This is a genomic window from Actinomadura violacea (assembly GCF_017573465.1).
GTDB lineage: Bacteria > Actinomycetota > Actinomycetes > Streptosporangiales > Streptosporangiaceae > Spirillospora > Spirillospora violacea.
Genome location: NZ_JAGEPF010000006.1, coordinates 75,358 through 92,232, shown reverse-complemented (window position 1 = coordinate 92,232; position 16,875 = coordinate 75,358). Strand labels below are relative to the sequence as shown.

Annotated in this window: 19 protein-coding genes; 10 read left to right on the top strand and 9 right to left on the bottom strand. The window is 73.5% G+C overall.

Annotation, left to right across the window (positions count from 1 at the left end; translation table 11 throughout):
* Position 1 precedes the first annotated feature (1 nt).
* On the top strand, positions 2 to 592 hold the full coding sequence (locus J4709_RS55475; RefSeq protein WP_208239504.1) for a TetR/AcrR family transcriptional regulator: 591 nt from the start codon (positions 2 to 4) through the stop codon (positions 590 to 592).
* Positions 593 to 663: 71 nt separating this feature from the next.
* On the opposite strand, the gene J4709_RS10185 is transcribed toward J4709_RS55475, so the two are convergent.
* On the bottom strand, positions 664 to 1,395 hold the full coding sequence (locus tag J4709_RS10185; RefSeq protein ID WP_208239502.1) for an HD domain-containing protein: 732 nt from the start codon (positions 1,393 to 1,395) through the stop codon (positions 664 to 666).
* A gap of 110 nt (positions 1,396 to 1,505) precedes the next feature.
* Complete coding sequence (locus J4709_RS10180; RefSeq protein WP_208239500.1) at positions 1,506 to 2,150, bottom strand: TetR/AcrR family transcriptional regulator; 645 nt, start codon at positions 2,148 to 2,150, stop codon at positions 1,506 to 1,508.
* A 75-nt stretch (positions 2,151 to 2,225) separates the two neighbouring features.
* Here J4709_RS10180 and J4709_RS10175 point away from each other — a divergent pair, with 75 nt between their 5' ends.
* The 5 genes from J4709_RS10175 to J4709_RS10155 all read left to right on the top strand — a co-directional run bounded on the left by J4709_RS10175 (position 2,226) and on the right by J4709_RS10155 (position 7,615).
* Positions 2,226 to 3,683 (top strand): APC family permease, encoded by a 1,458-nt coding sequence (locus J4709_RS10175; protein ID WP_208239498.1) that lies wholly within the window; start codon positions 2,226 to 2,228, stop codon positions 3,681 to 3,683.
* Complete coding sequence (locus J4709_RS10170; RefSeq protein WP_208239496.1) at positions 3,664 to 4,143, top strand: MaoC/PaaZ C-terminal domain-containing protein; 480 nt, start codon at positions 3,664 to 3,666, stop codon at positions 4,141 to 4,143. The genes J4709_RS10175 and J4709_RS10170 overlap by 20 nt, the downstream gene beginning before the upstream one ends.
* A complete protein-coding gene (locus J4709_RS10165) occupies positions 4,136 to 5,707 on the top strand; it encodes a class I adenylate-forming enzyme family protein (RefSeq protein WP_208239494.1) in 1,572 nt (523 codons plus the stop codon). Before J4709_RS10170 ends, J4709_RS10165 begins: the two co-directional genes overlap by 8 nt.
* Before the next feature lie 79 nt (positions 5,708 to 5,786).
* Positions 5,787 to 6,761: an alpha/beta fold hydrolase gene (locus J4709_RS10160; RefSeq protein WP_208239492.1), complete on the top strand. Its 975-nt coding sequence runs from the start codon at positions 5,787 to 5,789 to the stop codon at positions 6,759 to 6,761.
* Complete coding sequence (locus J4709_RS10155; RefSeq protein WP_208239491.1) at positions 6,752 to 7,615, top strand: SDR family NAD(P)-dependent oxidoreductase; 864 nt, start codon at positions 6,752 to 6,754, stop codon at positions 7,613 to 7,615. The genes J4709_RS10160 and J4709_RS10155 overlap by 10 nt, the downstream gene beginning before the upstream one ends.
* A gap of 4 nt (positions 7,616 to 7,619) precedes the next feature.
* Here J4709_RS10155 and J4709_RS10150 read toward each other — a convergent pair whose 3' ends face one another.
* Entirely contained in the window at positions 7,620 to 7,787 is a 168-nt protein-coding gene (locus J4709_RS10150; RefSeq protein ID WP_208239488.1) for a hypothetical protein, read from the bottom strand.
* Between the two features lie 274 nt (positions 7,788 to 8,061).
* Here J4709_RS10150 and J4709_RS10145 point away from each other — a divergent pair, with 274 nt between their 5' ends.
* Complete coding sequence (locus tag J4709_RS10145) at positions 8,062 to 8,739, top strand: response regulator transcription factor (protein WP_208239486.1); 678 nt, start codon at positions 8,062 to 8,064, stop codon at positions 8,737 to 8,739.
* A 31-nt stretch (positions 8,740 to 8,770) separates the two neighbouring features.
* On the opposite strand, the gene J4709_RS10140 is transcribed toward J4709_RS10145, so the two are convergent.
* Entirely contained in the window at positions 8,771 to 9,298 is a 528-nt protein-coding gene (locus tag J4709_RS10140; RefSeq protein WP_208239484.1) for a hypothetical protein, read from the bottom strand.
* Positions 9,299 to 9,372: 74 nt separating this feature from the next.
* On the opposite strand from J4709_RS10140, the gene J4709_RS10135 reads away from it, so the two are divergent.
* Positions 9,373 to 10,728 carry an ATP-binding protein gene (locus J4709_RS10135; protein ID WP_208239482.1) on the top strand — a complete coding sequence of 452 codons (1,356 nt, stop codon included), beginning with the start codon at positions 9,373 to 9,375 and terminating at the stop codon, positions 10,726 to 10,728.
* Between the two features lie 6 nt (positions 10,729 to 10,734).
* On the opposite strand, the gene J4709_RS10130 is transcribed toward J4709_RS10135, so the two are convergent.
* A complete protein-coding gene (locus J4709_RS10130; protein WP_208239480.1) occupies positions 10,735 to 12,144 on the bottom strand; it encodes a hypothetical protein in 1,410 nt (469 codons plus the stop codon).
* A 233-nt stretch (positions 12,145 to 12,377) separates the two neighbouring features.
* On the opposite strand from J4709_RS10130, the gene J4709_RS10125 reads away from it, so the two are divergent.
* Positions 12,378 to 13,157: a CAP domain-containing protein gene (locus J4709_RS10125; protein WP_208239478.1), complete on the top strand. Its 780-nt coding sequence runs from the start codon at positions 12,378 to 12,380 to the stop codon at positions 13,155 to 13,157.
* Positions 13,158 to 13,160: 3 nt separating this feature from the next.
* On the opposite strand, the gene J4709_RS10120 is transcribed toward J4709_RS10125, so the two are convergent.
* The 3 genes from J4709_RS10120 to J4709_RS10110 form a co-directional block, all read right to left on the bottom strand.
* Positions 13,161 to 14,618, bottom strand: coding sequence for a sigma-70 family RNA polymerase sigma factor (locus J4709_RS10120; RefSeq protein ID WP_208239476.1), 1,458 nt, complete (start codon positions 14,616 to 14,618; stop codon positions 13,161 to 13,163).
* Between the two features lie 108 nt (positions 14,619 to 14,726).
* The gene (locus tag J4709_RS10115; RefSeq protein WP_208239474.1) at positions 14,727 to 15,299 is read right to left on the bottom strand and encodes a dihydrofolate reductase family protein; all 573 of its coding nucleotides are present in this window, start codon (positions 15,297 to 15,299) and stop codon (positions 14,727 to 14,729) included.
* A gap of 109 nt (positions 15,300 to 15,408) precedes the next feature.
* Positions 15,409 to 15,678: a GntR family transcriptional regulator gene (locus J4709_RS10110; protein ID WP_232383274.1), complete on the bottom strand. Its 270-nt coding sequence runs from the start codon at positions 15,676 to 15,678 to the stop codon at positions 15,409 to 15,411.
* A gap of 157 nt (positions 15,679 to 15,835) precedes the next feature.
* Between J4709_RS10110 and J4709_RS10105 the strand changes: the two genes are divergently transcribed.
* Entirely contained in the window at positions 15,836 to 16,120 is a 285-nt protein-coding gene (locus J4709_RS10105; RefSeq protein ID WP_208239472.1) for a hypothetical protein, read from the top strand.
* 179 nt (positions 16,121 to 16,299) lie between these two features.
* Here the strand turns inward: J4709_RS10105 and J4709_RS10100 are convergent, their stop codons facing one another.
* A complete protein-coding gene (locus J4709_RS10100; RefSeq protein WP_173098247.1) occupies positions 16,300 to 16,848 on the bottom strand; it encodes a TetR/AcrR family transcriptional regulator in 549 nt (182 codons plus the stop codon).
* Between the last annotated feature and the right edge of the window lie 27 nt (positions 16,849 to 16,875).

Here is a 16,875-nt window from a genome sequence, read left to right as displayed (position 1 = left end):
CGTGACCGACACCACACCGGGCCAGGGGGCGGACCGCCGCCGGGTACTCGCCGAAGCGGCGATCGGCACGCTGGCGCGCGCGGGGACGCGCGGCCTCACGCACCGCGCGGTCGACGAGACCGCGGGGCTGCCGCCCGGCTCCTGCTCCTACTACTTCCGCACCCGGCAGGCGCTGCTCCAGGCCGCCGTGGAGCACCTCGCCGAAACGGACCTGGCGGAGATGGCGGAACGCCCGCCGCTGGACCGCCCCGCCACCCTCGACGACGTCGCCGGCCAGGCGGCCGCCCTCATCGCCCACTGGGCGGGCGCCGGGCGGGACCGCGTCCTCGCCCGCTACGAACTCGTCCTGGAGTCCACCCGCCGTCCGGAACTGCGGACCGTCCTGGAAGCGGCGGCGGCCCGGCACCGGGCCCTCATGGGGGACATCCTCGCCGCCGCGGGCGCTCCCGTCCCCGCCGGGCGCGTGCCCGCCCTCATCGCCTGCCTCGACGGGCTCCTGCACGACCAGGTGGCCGGCCCCGCCCCCCTCCCGGCCCCCGAACTGCGCGAAGCCCTCGCCACCCTCCTCACCTCCTTCACCACGCCACGTTGACTTGCGGCGTGTCGGCCTTGAAGACCGCGTTTTAAGGCCGACACGCCGCAAGTCAACGCTCCGGCGGGCGGTCAGGACGCGGCGCGGACCTGGAGGTTGTGGGTCTGCAGGATCGCGGCGAAGCGTTCGTCCGCGCGGTCGAGCTGCGCGGTGATGTGCTCCTTGACCGGGGCGGCGAGCGGGGTGTCGGCGCGGTTGACCAGCTCGCGGAGCCGCGGGACGAGCGGACGGTACTTGCGGGCGAGCTTGCGGACCTTCGGGCCCGTGGTGTGCATCAGGCCGGCGCCGTTGTCGGTGAAGTCGGAGACCTTGATGATGCGCGCGGCCGGGTGCCGGTCGAGGCTCTCGGCGACGTGCGCGCGGTACTGCGCGTGGACGTCGCCGCTCCGGTCGTAGACGGGGTTCGTCACCGCGGAGACGAGCCCGGCGACCCGCGGCCCGAACTCGGCCTCCAGCACGCCGAGCGCCGCCTCGCGGGGGTCGCCGGAGGTGTCGCCGGCCAGGTCGGCGGGGTGGTCCTCGACGGAGTCGTGCAGCAGCGCGGCGACGAGGACGTCCACGTCGTCCACCTTGTAGTGGCACATCACGCGCAGCGCCACGCGGAGCAGGTGGTTGACCGTGGGCTCGCTGACCCGGCGATCCTGCCGGTGCAGGTCGCTCGCCAGGGCGAGGGCGGTGCTGAGGCGCCGCCAGTCGGGTTCGGCGAAGCGGAGGATCTCGCGGGAGAACCTGTCGCGGAGGCCGGCCTCGCCGTACACCGCGGTGATCGTGTGGAGCGGAAGGGTCTCGAGAAAGCCGGGCACCGTGCTCCCCTCTCGCGGGAAGGAGTCCCCGGGGTCGGAGTGTGCGGTCCGTTCCCGCGTACACATCGGACGCGGACGATGATCGTCCGGTTCCCCCGATATGGGACGGATCAGGCGGTCAGGGCGGCGACGGCGTCGGCGGTGTAGGCGCGGACGGCGCGCTTGGTCTCGGCGATGAGGACGGGGTCGCCGTCGTGGTCCTCGCGGAACGCCATGGCGAGCAGCGCGTCGGCGATCGCGACGGCGGTGCGGGCGGCCGGGAGCGCCTCGGGGCGGTCCGGCACGCCGTACCAGCGGGCCCAGAGCGCGAGCAGCCGCTCGGCGAGGACCTCGTTGCTGCGGCGGTCGAGTCGGCGGGCGGCGCCGCGCAGCGCGCCGCCGAACCAGACGGCGCGGAACCCGCGGCGCTCGCGGAAGTAGGCGACGTAGGCGTCGATGATGCGGTCGCTCGCCTCGCCGGGGGTCGGGGACGGGCCGCCGGTCTCGACGCCGTCGAGCACGCCGTAGAAGCCCTCGGTCCACTGCTCGGCGAGGGTCGCGACGATCGAGTCGACGTTCGGGAAGAACTGGTAGATCGACGCGACGGAGATCCCGGCGTGCTCGGCGATCGCGGAGGTGGTGAGGGCCTCGTGCCCGCCCGCCTCGAGCAGTTCGGCGGACGCCTCGAGGATCTGCCGGACGCGCTCCCTGCTGCGGCGCTGGGTGGGCGTGCGCCGCATCGAGGTCGCCGTCTCCCGCGAGGTGTTGCCGGTCATGGATCCGAAGGGTATCGTGCGAAACCTGAAACTGAATCAGTTTTAGGTTTCCTACTCCTCCTCCTGGGAGTGCGCATGACCGACCGCGCGCTCAGCGGCACCCTGAGCACCCCGAAGATCGTCTTCCTCGTCGTCGCCGCGGCCGCCCCGCTCGTCGCGATGGCCGGCACCGTCCCGCTGTCGATGGGCGCGGGCAACGGCGCCGGCGTCCCCGGCGCGTACCTGGTCGCCACGGTGACGCTGCTGTGCTTCTCCATCGGCTACGCGGCGGTCGCCCGCACGGTGACGGGCGGCGGCGGGTTCTACGCCTACATCGCCCGCGGCCTCGGCCGCCCCGTCGCGGCGGCGGGCGGCGTGTTCGCCCTGATCGCCTACAACGCGCTCGTCGCCGCCCTCGGCGGCGGCATCGGATACTTCCTGAGCAGCGCCGCCGGGCTGCCCGGCCCGTGGTGGGCGTGGAGCGCGGCGGGCATCGCCGCGATGGCCGCGCTCGGCTACCGCAGCGTCGACGTGTCCGCCAAGGTGCTCGCCGTCCTGATGACCTGCGAGGTCGGCGTTCTGCTGGTGTTCGACATCGCGGTGCTGGCGCGGCACGGCGGGGGCGCGTTCAGCGCCGCGTCGTTCGAGCCGTCGACCGTCCTGTCCGGCGCGCCCGGCGTCGCGTTCATGTTCGCGTTCGGGTCGTTCGCCGGGTACGAGTCGGCGGCGCTGTACGCCGAGGAGACCCCGGACCCGCGCCGCACCGTCCCGCGCGCCACGTACGCGGCCGTCCTGGTGATCGGCCTGTTCTACACGCTGACGAGCTGGATGACGGTCGGCGCGATCGGCGCCGGGAACGCCCGCGCGGCCGCCGAGGACCAGGGCGGCGACCTGTTCCTCAACCTGACCGGCGACCTGCTCGGCTCCGGGATGAAGGCCGTCTTCGGGCTGCTCGTCATCACCAGCGTCTTCGCCTCGCTGCTGTCGGCGCACAACGCCGCCGGCCGGTACCTGTTCACGCTCGCGCGGGACGGCCTCGTCCCGGAGCGGCTCGGGCGGGTGCATCCGCGGCACGGGTCGCCGTCCACGGCGAGCCTCGCGCAGACCGCGTTCACCCTTGTCGTCGTCGCGGCGTTCGCGGTCGCGGGCCTCGACCCGTACCGCAACCTCGTCAGCATCATGAGCGGCCTGTCGACGCTCGGGATCGTGCTGCTCCAGGCGTTCGCGGCGATCTCGATCGTCGTGCACTTCCGGCGGCGCGGCGACCGCCGCTACGGCCGGTCGCTCGTCGCGCCGCTCGTCGGCTGCGTCGGGCTGGTCGCGGCGACCGTCCTGCTGCTCGCCAACTTCGACACGCTCGCCGACTCCGACGGCGCGTTCATCAACGCGCTGCCCTACATCGTCATCGCCGCCGCCGTCCTGGCGCTGCTCTACGCGCTGTGGCTGCGCGGCTCGGCTCCCCAGCGGTACGCGAGAATCGGCCATTCCCTGACCGACGCGCCCGCTCCCACCGCACCGCGAAAGGACGACTCGAATGACCTACTCTCTCGCTGACTTCCCGGACCTGGTCGGCAAGGAGCTGTTCTGCTCCGACTGGGTGCCCCTCGGCAACGAGGACGAGAAGGCGTTCGGGCACGCGACGTTCCTGCGCGAGGACTTCCTCGGCCGGCCGCCGTCCAACGGCGACCCCTACGGCGAGCGCCTCGTGTCCGGGTTCCTGCTGCTGTCGATGCTCGTCGCGTTCCACAAGCGGGAGCTGAAGCTGAACTCCGGCGGCGCGTACGGGCTGAACTACGGCGTCGACAAGGTCCGGTTCCTGCGGCCGGTGCTGACCGGGCAGCGCGTCCGGGTCCGGGCGACGCTCCAGGACGTCCAGGAGAAGGACGCCGGGACGCGGGTGCTGACCCGGAACGTGCTGGAGGTCGAGGGCGCCGACTCCCCGGCGATGGTCGCCGACTGGATCACGTTCTTCGTGCAGGATGAGGCCGGTGCGAAGGAGGCCGCGGATGCCTGACCTGCCCGGGGACGGGATCGTCCCGGCGGCGGAGCGGGCGGCGGACCTGCTGCGGCACTGGGCCGGGCGCGACCCGCACGCCCCGTTCGACGACCTCGGCGGCACGCGCCGCACCTACGGCGACGCCGCGGCCGACGTCGCGCGCTGCGCCGCGGCGCTGCGCGCGTCGGGGGTCGGCGCGGGCGACCGGGTGGCGGTGCTGACGACGCCGCGCCCGGAGTTCCTGACCGTGTTCCTGGCGCTGTCGGAGATCGGCGCGACGTGGGTCGGCCTCAACCCGCGGTACACGCGGGACGAGCTGCTGCACGCGGTGACCGACAGCGCGCCCGTCCTGCTGATGGCGCTCGCCGAGCACGGGAAGCGTGCGTACGCCGGTGACGTCGCGGCGCTGCGGGACGCGGCGCCGTCGATCCGCGAGACGGTCGCGCTGACCGGCGGCCTGCCGGGCGCGGTGCCGTTCGCCGCGTTCCTCGACCGTTCGGACGGCGCGCCGGCGCCGGAGGCCACCGATCCGGACGGCCCCGCGCTCATCATCTACACGTCCGGGACGACGGGCCGCCCGAAGGGCGCGGTCATCAGCCACCGCGCGTTCGCGGAGGGCTGCCGGCTGCAGGCGAGCCGGCAGTACCACGCGCCCGCCGTCGCGCTGGCGAACCTGCCGGTCAACCACGTCGGCGGCGTGATGGACGTGGTGTGCGTGCCGATCGCGATGGGCGGCGCGGTCTGCTTCATGGAGGACTTCGACCCGGCCGCGATCCCCGCGGAGATCGAGCGGGCCGGGGTCACGCTGTGGGGGCAGATCCCGACGATGTTCCAGCTCGTCGTGGTGCGGCCGGAGTTCGCGGCGGCGGACACCTCGTCGCTGCGGCACATCGGCTGGGGCGGCGCGCCGATGCCGCGCGACCTGGTGGCGCGGCTGCGCGCTACGGGCGCGCGGCTGAGCACCGTGTACGGGCTGACGGAGAGCTGCGTCTCGGTCGCCTACAACGACCCGGACGCCGACGACGAGACGCTCGCGACGACCATCGGCCGTCCCGACCCGCGGCTCGAACTGCGCATCGCCGACCCGGCAGGCGCGCCCGTCCCGCAGGGGACGCCCGGCGAGATCCAGCTCCGCAACCCGTGCCTGATGACCGGCTACCTCGGGATGCCGGACGCGACGGCGGAGGCGTTCACCGCCGACGGCTTCCTGCACACCGGCGACTTGGCGGTGCAGCGGCCCGACGGCAACATCACGCTGGTCGGGCGGCTGAAGGAGATGTTCAAGTCGGGCGGCTACAACGTGTATCCGCGGGAGGTCGAGCTGGCGCTCGAAGAGCACCCGGACGTGGTGGCCGCGGCGGTCGTCCCGGTCCCGGACCCGGTGTTCCACGAGGTGGGGGCGGCGTTCGCGGTCGTCCGTCCGGGCAGCGGCCTCACCGCCGACGCCCTGACCGCGCACGCCCGCGCGCACCTGGCGAACTACAAGGTGCCGAAGCGCGTGGAGATCATCGCCGAGCTGCCGCTGCTGCCCACCGGGAAGATCGACAAGGCCGCGCTGCGCGGCCGGGCGGTTTCCCACTGAGCGAGACACCGCGCTGCCATCGGCGGCGCCGTCCTGCACAGTCCGAGGGTCAGGTCCCTCGTCCCGAAGGAACCGCAGCATGGCCCGCTGGAGTCATCGGTACGCGCGCGTCAACGGCCTCGACGTCCACTACGTGGAGCAGGGCGAGGGCCCCCTCGTCGTCCTCCTGCACGGCTTCCCGCACCTGTGGTTCAGCTGGCGGCACCAGATCGGGCCGATCGCCGACGCGGGCTTCCGGGTCGTCGCGCCCGACATGCGCGGCATGGGCGGGACGAGCGGCCCCGCCGGCCACCGCGAGTACGGCGTCGAGCACATCGTCGGCGACGTCGCTGGCCTCCTCGACCACCTCGGCGCGGAGCGGGCCGTGTTCAGCGGCCTGGACTTCGGGCTGTTCGCCGCCTACGACCTCGCCCACCGCCACCCCGAGCGGGTCGCGGCGATCATCGGGCTGGAGAACCCGTTCTTCACCCCGAGCGAGGAGTCGCCGCTGACGCTCGCCGCGCGGCAGGCGAAGCGGCACTTCAACCACATCCACTACTTCGCCGAGCCGGGCGTGGCCGACCGCGACCTCGCCGCGGCGCCGCGCGAGTTCCTGCGCAGGGTGTTCTACGCGCTGTCCAGCGACTACCACTACCTCGACGTGTGGCGGAAGCCGCCGGGGACGACCTACATCGACGCGCTGCCGGACGCGCCGCCGCTCCCGTGGCGGTGGATGAGCGACCTGGAGCTGGAGTTCTACGTCGACGCCTACAGCCGCAGCGGCTTCACCGGCGGGCTGAACTGGTACCGCGCGATGGACCTGTCCTGGGAGCACCGCAAGGCGTACGCGGGCCGCAAGAACCCCGTGCCGTTCTACTTCATCGGCAGCGAGCAGGACGCCGACCTGGAGGGCTGGCACGGCGACGACCCGCTGAGCAAGCTGCACGAGCACCACGAGGACGTCCGCGACGTCCGGATGCTCAAGGACGCGGGCCACATGATGCAGATGGAGCGGCCCGAGGAGACGACCGCGACCATGCTGGAATTCCTCGGAAGGAGCGGTGAATGGGCCTGACCGCAGACCGGGTGGCGGTGGTCACCGGGGCGAGCCGCGGCGCCGGGAAGGGCATCGCGCTCGCCCTCGGCGAGACCGGCGCGACCGTGTACGTGACCGGGCGCACCCGCGCCGACGGCGACGCCGACCTGCCGGGCAGCGTGTACGCGACCGCGAAGGAGATCGACGAGCGCGGCGGCACCGGCGTCCCGGTGATCTGCGACCACTCCGACGACGAGCAGGTCAAGGCCCTGTTCGAGCAGGTCGGGCGGGAGCGCGGCGGGCTGGACGTCCTCGTCAACAACGCGTTCACGATCCCGGACGGCCTGACCCGCAAGGGCCCGTTCTGGGAGAAGCCGCTCGCGCTGCAGAGCATGCTCGACGTCGGGATGCGGTCGGCGTACGTCGCGACGTACTACGCGGCGCCGCTGCTGGTCCGCGGCGACGGCGGCCTCGTCGTGAACACCTCGTCGTTCGGCGGGCGGTGCTACATGCACGGCCCCGCCTACGGCGCCGGAAAGGCCGCCGTGGACAAGATGGCCCACGACATGGCGGTCGATTTCCGGCCCTACAACGTCGCGGTCATCTCGCTGTGGATGGGGCTGCTGAAGACCGAGCGGAACAAGGCCCTCTTCGACGGCGTCCCCGACAAGTACGCCTCGTTCGCCGCCGGCGCCGAGTCGCCGGAGTTCAGCGGCCGCGTCATCGACGCGCTCGCCCGTTCCGACGACCCGATGAAATGGACGGGGCGGGTCCTCATCGGCGCGGAACTCGGCGAGGAACTCGGCGTCACCGACATCGACGGGAGCAAGCCGCGGTCGCATCGCGGAATGCTCGGCGACCCGCCGGAATTCAACCCCGCCGTCGTCGAATAGCCTCTCACCGCAGAAGCACGGCGGTCAGCAGCGCCGCGACGGCGAGCGCCCCGTCCGCGAGCCAGACCGCCTTGGCCAGCCGGTTCAGCCACGCCGGAGCGCGGCCGGCATGCGGCGCGCCCGCGTGCCGGCCGCGTCCCCGCCGGCGCCGGCCCTGATGGCGCCGCCGCATCCCCCCCGCGGAGCGCCCCCGTATCCCGGTGCCGGCGACCATCAGCCCCCCAGAAACCGCGCGGAGCGGTCTCCGCCCCCGTGACCTTTCGATAATGAGATTAGCGTGCGAGCCATTCCCGAAGCGCCGATAACGGCCGGCGGAAGCGGCCCTTAGGGAACCCTTAATCAAGTGCTGATCGAGTGTTAAGCGCGGCCGGCGGACGCTTCCCGGCCGCCTTCCGGAGTGCGCCGTTCGTTTTCCGCGGGCCCGCGCGATGCCTTATGGTCCAACCGTGGCCTCGATCCTGCTGGTGGAAGACGACGAGCACGTGCGGCGTGCGCTGATCCGGGAGCTGACCGACCTCGGGCATTCGGTCCGCAGCGCGGGACGGGCCCTGGACGCGCTGCGGGAGGCCACCGCCACCGCGCCCGAGGCCGTCGTGCTGGACCTCGGCCTGCCCGACCTCGACGGCGGCGAGGCACTGAAGATGCTGCGCGCGGTGTCCGACGTCCCGGTGATCGTGGCGACCGCGCGGGACGGCGAGGCGGAGATCATCCGGCTGCTCGGCGCGGGCGCCGACGACTACGTGGTGAAGCCGTTCTCCGCCGACCACCTGCACGCCCGGCTGGAGGCGGTGCTGCGGCGCGCCCGCTCGCAGCCGCACCGCGACGCGGTCGTGCTCGGCGAGCTGCGCGTCGACCTCGAACGGCGGCAGGCGTCCATGGGCGGCGCGCCGCTGCGGCTGTCGCGCCGCGAGTTCGACCTGCTCGGCTACCTCGCGGAGAACGCCGGACGGGTCGTCGGGCGGCGCGAGCTGCTCGCGAAGGTGTGGCAGCAGCCCTACGGCGACGACCAGACCATCGACGTCCACCTGTCGTGGCTGCGCCGCAAGATGGGCGAGAACGCCGCCGCGCCCCGCTACCTGCACACCGTCCGGGGCGTCGGGGTGATGCTCGTCGGCCCCGAGTGAGCGGGGCCGGGCGGTCCGGTGCCGGGGCGGTTCAGTACTCGTAGACCTGGACGAGCGTCGGGTGGCCGTTCCAGGTCGCGAACACCGCCGACCCGTGCTCGCCGTCGGTGAGGTCGACGCGCAGCCAGGTGCTCTTGCGCCACGTCTTCACCTCGAACCCGCTGTCCGGAACGGCCGACACCAGCCGCGCGGACGAGGAGGTCAGCGACAGGACGACGCGTCCGTGCTTCACCACGTAGGTGCGGACCTTCCCGGCCCCGGCGTCCGTCGAGGGAGCGGACGTCGGCGACGCCGGCGCGCTCGTCCGAGCGGACGCGGACGGCGACGTCGAGGGCGCGACGGTGCGGTGCGGAGCCGAGGACGACACCGTCGGCGACGCACCGGACGGCCCGGCGGGCGGCGTAGGCGGCCGCCCGCGCTGGACGGGGACGTTCGCCGCGAGGTCGGGCGCCTGCAGCGTCGTGCCGCGCAGCGCGTGGCCGACCCCGGCCCAGCTGATCGCCATGCCGGCCGCCGTCGTGGCCACCCACACGACGGTGAAACGAAAACGAACCCGCATTGGCCTAGTATCTCCGAAACCAGTGGCGGTTCGCCCATAGACCAACTCAAAACGCAGGGCCGGGGGGAGAGTCGATGAGAGGTGCGCTGGCGCGGATCGCCACCGCGGTGACGGCGATGGTGGCGCTGTCGTTCGTCGTCCCGCTCGGCCTCCTGGTCGGGCAGATGGCGCACGACCGGGCGCTGTCGGCCGCCGCGCAGCAGGCCGCCTCCCTCGAACCCGTCCTGACCGTCACCGCCGCGCCCGCCTCGCTCGCCGACGCCGTCGGCTCCACCCCCGCCGGCGCCGCCGGGCGGCTCGCGCTGCACCCGGCGCAGGGCCCCGCGATCGGGTCGGCGCACGCGTCGGACGCCGACGTCGGCAGGGCGCGCGCGCTGCGCCGCGCGTTCACCGCCGCCGCGGCCGGCGGGACGGTCCTGCTCACCCCCGCGCTGCTGGACTCCGACCGCGTCGCCGTCATCGAGGTGTACGTGCCGGACGCGGAGCTGAACCGGGGCGTGGCGCGGTCGCGCACCATCCTCGGGCTCGTCGCGGTCGCGCTGGTGCTGGTGTCGGTGGCGATGGCCGACCGGCTCGCGGTCCGGGTGGTGAAGGCCGCCGACGGGCTGGCGAACGCGGTGACCCGGGTCGGCGACGGCGACCTGGAGGCCCGCGTCGCGCCCGGCGGGCCGCCGGAGCTGCGCGCCGCCGGGACCGCGTTCAACCGGATGGCGGACCGGCTCGTCCGGCTGCTGGAGGCGGAGCGGGAGTCGGCCGCCGACCTGTCGCACCGGCTGCGCACCCCGCTGACCGCGCTGCGGGTGAACCTCAACGGCCTCGCCGCCAACCCCGCCGACCCGGCCCGGATGGCGCACAGCCAGGACGCGCTGAGCCGGCTGGAGGAGACCGTCGACGAGATCATCGCGACGGCGCGGCGGCCCGCGGCCGAGCGGCCGTCCTGCGACGCGGCGGCGGTCGTCCGGCGGCGGATGGAGTTCTGGTCGGCGCTGGCCGCCGACCAGGGCCGCGACTGCGAGGTGCTGGTCCCGGACGGCGCGGTCCGGGTGCCGGTCGGCGAGGACGAGCTCGTCGCCGCCGTGGACGCGCTGCTCGGCAACGTGTTCCGGCACACCCGGCAGCGCACCGCGCTGTCGGTCACGCTGCACCAGGGGCGGTACTCCACCGGCCTCCTGGTCGGCGACGCCGGGCCCGGCATCCCGGACGCGGAGGCGGCGCTGCGGCGCGGCGCGAGCGGCACCGGCTCCACCGGTCTCGGCCTGGACATCGCGCGCCGGCTCGCCGAGTCGACCGGCGGGTCGCTGAAGATCGGCGAGGCGGCGCTGGGCGGCGCGCAGATCGAGCTGTGGCTGCGCACCGAGTCCCGGCCGCCGTCCCGCCGCGCCGCCCGCCGCCCCCGCCGGCGGGCCCGCAAGCAGCGGGCCCGCGAGTAGCCGGACCTACTTGTCGTTGCGGGGGACGTAGAGGCGGATGTCGTCGACGACCGCCTCGCCCTCGTAGTAGTTCAGGTGCGGGTCGCCGATGATGAACGAGTCCGGGTACGCCGAGCCCTTCGGCCAGGTGTGCTTCGTGACGTAGGTGCCGTCCGGGCCCTTGTGGACGAGCCTGCGGTCGAAGCGGCCGTCGTACTCGCCGGGCGTCTGGTTGTAGTGCCAGATCGGGCGGCCGTGCTCGATGAAGTCGTGGTGGACGCGCAGCGTCGCCTGCCCGATGAACCGGAACGGCCCGCTCATCTCCAGCGTGTACCCGGTGTCGTCGCGCTCGACGGCGAACCGGTACGACGCCTTCGGCAGCAGCTGCGGCTGCAGCTCCGCGCTGGTCAGGTGCCCCTCGAACCGCTTGCCGGGCCCGTAGTGCTTGTCCAGCGACGCGTTCCCGCAGCGGGTCTTCGCGTAGTACTCGTTGCTGATGTTGTTGTCCGGCCCGCCGATGAACTTGTCGCCGCGCGCGAACAGCGCGTTCACGCCGTTGAAGGTGCCGTCGAACGTCCGGTACATCTTGCGGGTCTTCGGGTTGCAGGTCGCGGCGTGCTGCCAGCGCGGAAGGTCGCTGTAGTAGCCGTCCATGATGACCTTGCGGCGGAAGTGGATGTCGGGGTTGCCGTGCGGCGCGGGCGTCGCGTAGTCGAGGATCGTCATGTAGTAGAAGCCGTTCTCCCGCGTCACGTCCGGGTACTGGCAGCGCGACTTGCCGGGGAGAGCACCCGTGAACGTCCACGGGTAGCGGGTCTTGCACGGCTCCTTGGTGTAGCCGTTGTGCCGGCCGTTGTAGTCGAACGTGCCGTTGCGCTTCCCGCCGAAGTCGATGCCGCGCAGCGTCATCTCGACGCGGTAGTGGCGCGGCAGCGGGTGCGTCGGCCGGATCAGCACGCCCGCGTCCCAGCTCGGCTCGGAGATCCGCGCGGCCCGCTGCCCGCCGGGCAGCGTGACCGTCGACAGGCCGGGGCGGGAGTCGGGGCGGCCGTCGTGGTTCTTGTCGACGGCGGCGACCTCGGCGGTGAGCCATCCCTTGCTGCCGAACGCGACGCGCTTGCGGTACACGTTCAGCGTCGCCATCTGCTTCTTGAACAGCGGGCCGCTCATCTTCGTCCACGCCTCGCCGTCGTCGTCGAACGCGTCGACGTTCCACGGGCTGCGCTTGCCCTGCGGGTCCAGCCGCCACTTCGCGCCGTCGACGTGCAGCGGACGGTTGAAGTTCTCCGCGTCCATCAGCACCCAGCGGCCCTTGCCGGACGCGCTCGCCGCGCCCCCGGCGGACGCGTTCCCGGCGGGCTCCGGCCACGCCACGGAGGCGGTCGTCATGGCGGTCGCCCCGGCGGCGGCGATGGCGGCCTTCCAGCTTCTCTTCACGGCGTGACTCCTCGGTTGCCCGGACCAGGCGGGCGCTGTGCCCTCCGGTGGTCAATCAGAGAGCCCGCCCGGCGTGCACGTGCCGCCCGACATGCGGTCTTGCCCCTTTCTTGGCCGGGCCCTGCGCCGCGCCGGGGGCGCCGCTGAAGAAGCCCTGGATTTTCGGTTATCGGCCGTCCCGCGCGGGGTCTGCTGCGTGTTCGCACCCCCGACGAGAAGGATGTGGCATCGCCATGAGCTACCCCCCTGCCCGCGGCACCGGACGCCCGCGCCCGTCCGGGCCGCGCCCCGGCCGGCCGCGCCGGGCGTCCCGCCGCGTCGCCGCCTGGACGGCCGCGGGGGCGGCGGGCCTGCTGGTGATCGGCGGCGTCGCCGGGACGGCCGCCGGCGCGTTCGGGGGCGGCGCCGACGGCTCCCCCGCCGCGAGCGGCTCGTCGCTGTCGCCGAGCGCCGCGCCGTCCCGCGCCGTCGCCGACGCGCCGCGGCCCACGCCGACCCGCAAGGCGCAGCCGAAGCGGCACAAGAAGGCCAAGCCGTCGCACAAGCCGACGCCGCGCACGACGCACCACCGTCCCGCCAAGACGGCGCCCGCGAAACCGAAGACCCCCGCCGCGCCCGTCGGCGGGACCGCCGGACGGTACGCCTCGCAGGTCGTCGCGCTGGTCAACGCCGAGCGCGCCAAGCACGGCTGCCGCGCCCTGACCGTCAACACCAAGCTCGCGCGGGCCGCGCAGGCGTTCTCGTCCGACATGCGCGCCCGCAACTTCTTCGACCACACCGACCCGGACGGCAAGGACCCGGGTGACCGCATCACCGCCGCCGGCTACCGCTGGTCCTCCTACGGCGAGAACATCGCCAAGGGCCAGGCGACGCCCGCGAGCGTGATGGACGCGTGGATGCACAGCTCCGGCCACCGCGCGAACATCCTGAACTGCGGGTTCAAGGAGATCGGCGTCGGCGTGGTGCTGAGCGGCGGCCCCTACTGGACGCAGGACTTCGGCACGAGCCGCTGACCGTCAGGCGGGGGCCGCGAAGTCCTGGGTCCACCAGGGCCCGCCGGCCCCCCGCACGACGCCCACCCCGATCATCGTCAGCCGGCAGTTCAGGATGTTGGCCCGGTGCCCCTGGCTGTTCATCCAGGACGACATCACGGCGGGCGGCGACGCCTGGCCCTGCGCGATGTTCTCCGCCCACGCGCTCCAGCGGAAACCGGCGGCGGTGATCCGGTCGCCCGGGTCGCTGCCGCCCGCGCCGCGATGGTCGAGGGCGCGCCGGGACGCCATGTCCTCCGCGTGTCCCTGCGCGGCCTTGTGCAGGGCGGGCGAGACGCGCAGCGGCCGGCATCCGGCCTTCGCCCGGTTCCGGTTGACCAGCGCGACGACCTGCTGCTCGACGGTCGGCTTCGCGGTCTTCGCCGGGCGCGGCGCGATGTGGTCCTTGACGGACGTGGCGCCCGGACGCGGCGTCGTCGGCGTGGGCGACGGCGTCCGGTGTGCGGCGACCGGCGGGTCGTTTCTGCGCGGCGGCTCGTCCGGCGAGCCGTCCCCCATGCCCCAGAAGACGACCGCCGCGCCCGCGACGCCGACCGCCGCGGCGCCCGCCACCCACTTCGCCGCGGAGAGACCAGCCCCCTTCGCCGCACCCGCCCCCGCGCTCGCGCCGGACGTCGCCGCCGGCGGCGCGGCCGCGAACCCCGCCGCGATCGCGTGCAGCGGATGCGCGGCGGGCAGCGGCACCATGACCAGGCCCGCGAGCAGCGCCTCCGGCGGCAGCAGGTCCCGCTGCCGGGCCGCGCAGGCCCGGCAGCCGCGGACGTGCTTGGCGACGCGCTTGCGCCACAGCGGCGACGGCCGCCCGTCCCACTCCGCGAGCACCGGGATCAGGCCCTCGCACCGCCGCTCCGCCCCCACCGCCCGGACGACACCGCGGCACGTCGCGAGCTGCTTCTTCATCCGCTGCACCCGCACCGCCGCGTGCGCCGCCGACACCCCGAGCGCGTCCGCCAGCTCGCTGCGGCTCAGGTGCCCCGACGCCTCCAGCCACCACAGGCCGAGCAGCTCGCGCTCCCCCGCGTCCAGCCAGCGGGTCGCCTCGGCGATCTCGCGGCGCTGCCCGGACAGCTCCAGCCGCAGTACGGCGGCCTCGGCGAAGTCGGCCTCGGATGCGGCGACGCGCGCCAGCGACTCGGGGTCCATCGGCGTCCCGCGCTGCAGCGCCGACCAGCGGCGCCGCACCTGGTTCATCGCGATGGACACCAGCCACGACCGGAACCGGCGCGGCTCGCGCAGGCCGTGCAGCCCGCCGAGCGCGCGCAGCACCGAGTCCTGGACGACGTCGTCCACGTCGGCGTGGCCGTCGAGGGCCCAGCCGACCACGTTGTACAGCAGCGGCAGGTGCTCGGCGACCAGCCGCTCCCTGGCCTCGCGGTCGCCGTCCTGCGCCGCCCGGACCAGTAGGTCCACGTCCTCGCCCACGCGCGTCACCGTCCCTCCAGCGGATCGCCCCCGATCCTCTGGAGACCTCCTGACGCACCGCAGATAACAACAAGCACGTCATCTCGGGCAAGTCTGGAGGGGACGGTGTCAGCGGACGACGTCGAAGACGTTCTTCTGGATCCCGTTCGCGTACGCCTCGTGCTCGACGAGCCGGAGCTTCTGCGCGTCCTTGTCCGTGGCGCTGAACAGCCGCTTGCCCGCGCCGAGGAGCAGCGGGAACACCAGCAGGTGGTAGCGGTCGACCAGGTCCGCGTCCGCGAGGTCCCGGACGAGCGAGGCGCTGCCGTGCACGATGATCGGGCCGCCCTCGGTCTCCTTCAGCGCGGCGACGTCGTCCAGCGACCGCAGGATCGTGGTCTCGCCCCAGTCCGAGACCAGGTCGTCATCGCCGAGGGTGGTGGAGACGACGTACTTCGGCATCACCTTGTAGTCGGCGAACTCCGCCATGCCCGGCCAGACGGGGCTGAACGCCTCGTAGCTGAGCCGGCCCATCATCATCGCGCCGGCCTCCTGCTGCTCCCGGCCCTTGATCTCGTAGGCCTCGGGCAGGAACTCGACGTCCTTGAACGTCCACCCGGAGTTGCGGTAGCCGGGCTCCCCGCCGGGCCCCTCGACGACACCGTCGAGCGAGACGAAGGCGGTGCTGATCAGAGTGCGCATCTGGGGTCTCCAAGGGTCTGGCGCGGAACGGGTTCGGCCGGATCCTTCCCGGCCTTCCACCCACAACAGACCATCCCCGCCCCCAGAACTCATCGCGGGGCGTGCGCCGTTACCCGGACTCCCGCGCGGCTCGCCTCAGAGCGTCGAGCGCATCCGCCTTCACGATGACGGCCTTGCCCGGCACGCCGCGTACCAGGCCGCGCTCCTTGAGGATCTTGACCGCCTCCGTCGCCGTGCGCGGCGAGACGTCGCACTCCTCTGCCAGCTCGGCCCCGGAGGGAATGGCCGTCCGGGGCGGGTAGGTCCCGTCCGCGATGCGCGCGGCGACCAGGTCCGCCAGCTGCACTCGCAGGGGCGCATCACCGTCGAGCTCGACCATGATCCAACGGTATGCCGAAATTGCGTATGCTTCTTAGCTCGCTTAAGCTGCACAGCGTGCGTAGGTTGCTTAAGCTGGGGTCACAAAAACGCCCCGCCCGGACGCTGGAACCGTCTGGACGGGGCTAGGACCGGACGCCCTGGGAGGCGAACGACCCATGACACCCGATGCTAGAGCGCGGCTTGAGGCGCTCGGGACCGTTCTGCGCGCGCACGGGATGAGTGCGTGGTTCACGCTGGACGGCCTTCATGTCGAGAACCCGGACGCGGACGGCTGCTGCACCGTCCATCCGTGCGCCGTCATCACCGTCGCGCCGCGCGCGGAGGACGCGGGGCGGCCGTGGTTCTGGACGGGGTGGCGGCAGCCGCTCGCGGAGGCGGACCAGGTGACCGACGCCGTCCTGGCGATCAAGGGCCTGCTCGACGGGACGCCGGGCCTGTGACCGCGCTGGTGACGGCGGCGATCGCCATCGCCGCGGCGGTGCTGGCGAGTTCGGCGACCGCGCTGGCGATCCCCCGGCGCGCCCGCTACGTCGGCAGGCACCGCGCACCCTTCTGAGGACTCGTTGACTTGCGGCGTGTCGGCCTTAAGCGAGCCGTCTTAAGGCCGACACGCCGCAAGTCAACGGGCGGCGAGGGTGCGGACGGCGTCGGCGATGGCGGGGCGGAGGGCGTCCAGCGAGTGGTCGGGGCCGAGGAGCATGCGCCTGATCTGGGGCATCGCCAGGGGCCAGGCGACCAGGCCCAGCGTGAACAGCATCAGGGTGGCCGGGTCGCCGAAGGGCGACACCGCGGCCTCGACCTTGTCCAGGTAGTGGGCGGTCCGGGCCTCCTCGTCGGGGACGGGGCCGTCGCCGAGTTCGAGCGCCTCCCACAGGAGCAGGCGCAGGGCCTCGGGGTGGTCGCGGTGGTAGTCGAACAGCCGCTCGGCGTAGGCGCCGAGGTCGCCGCCGTCCACCGGGACGGCGGCGGCGAGGTCGGTCATGAGGCGTTCGAGGACGGCGGCGAAGAGCCGGTTCTTGTCGCCGAAGTAGTCGTAGATGGCCCGCTTGTTGGCCTCGGCGTTCGCGGCGATGCGGTCGACGCGGGCGCCGGCGACGCCGTGCTCGGCGAACTCGGCGGACGCCGCGGCGAGGATGCGTTCCCGGGTCGCGGCTGAGTCGTAGGCCATGCCCGCATTCTAACGAACCGGTTCGTT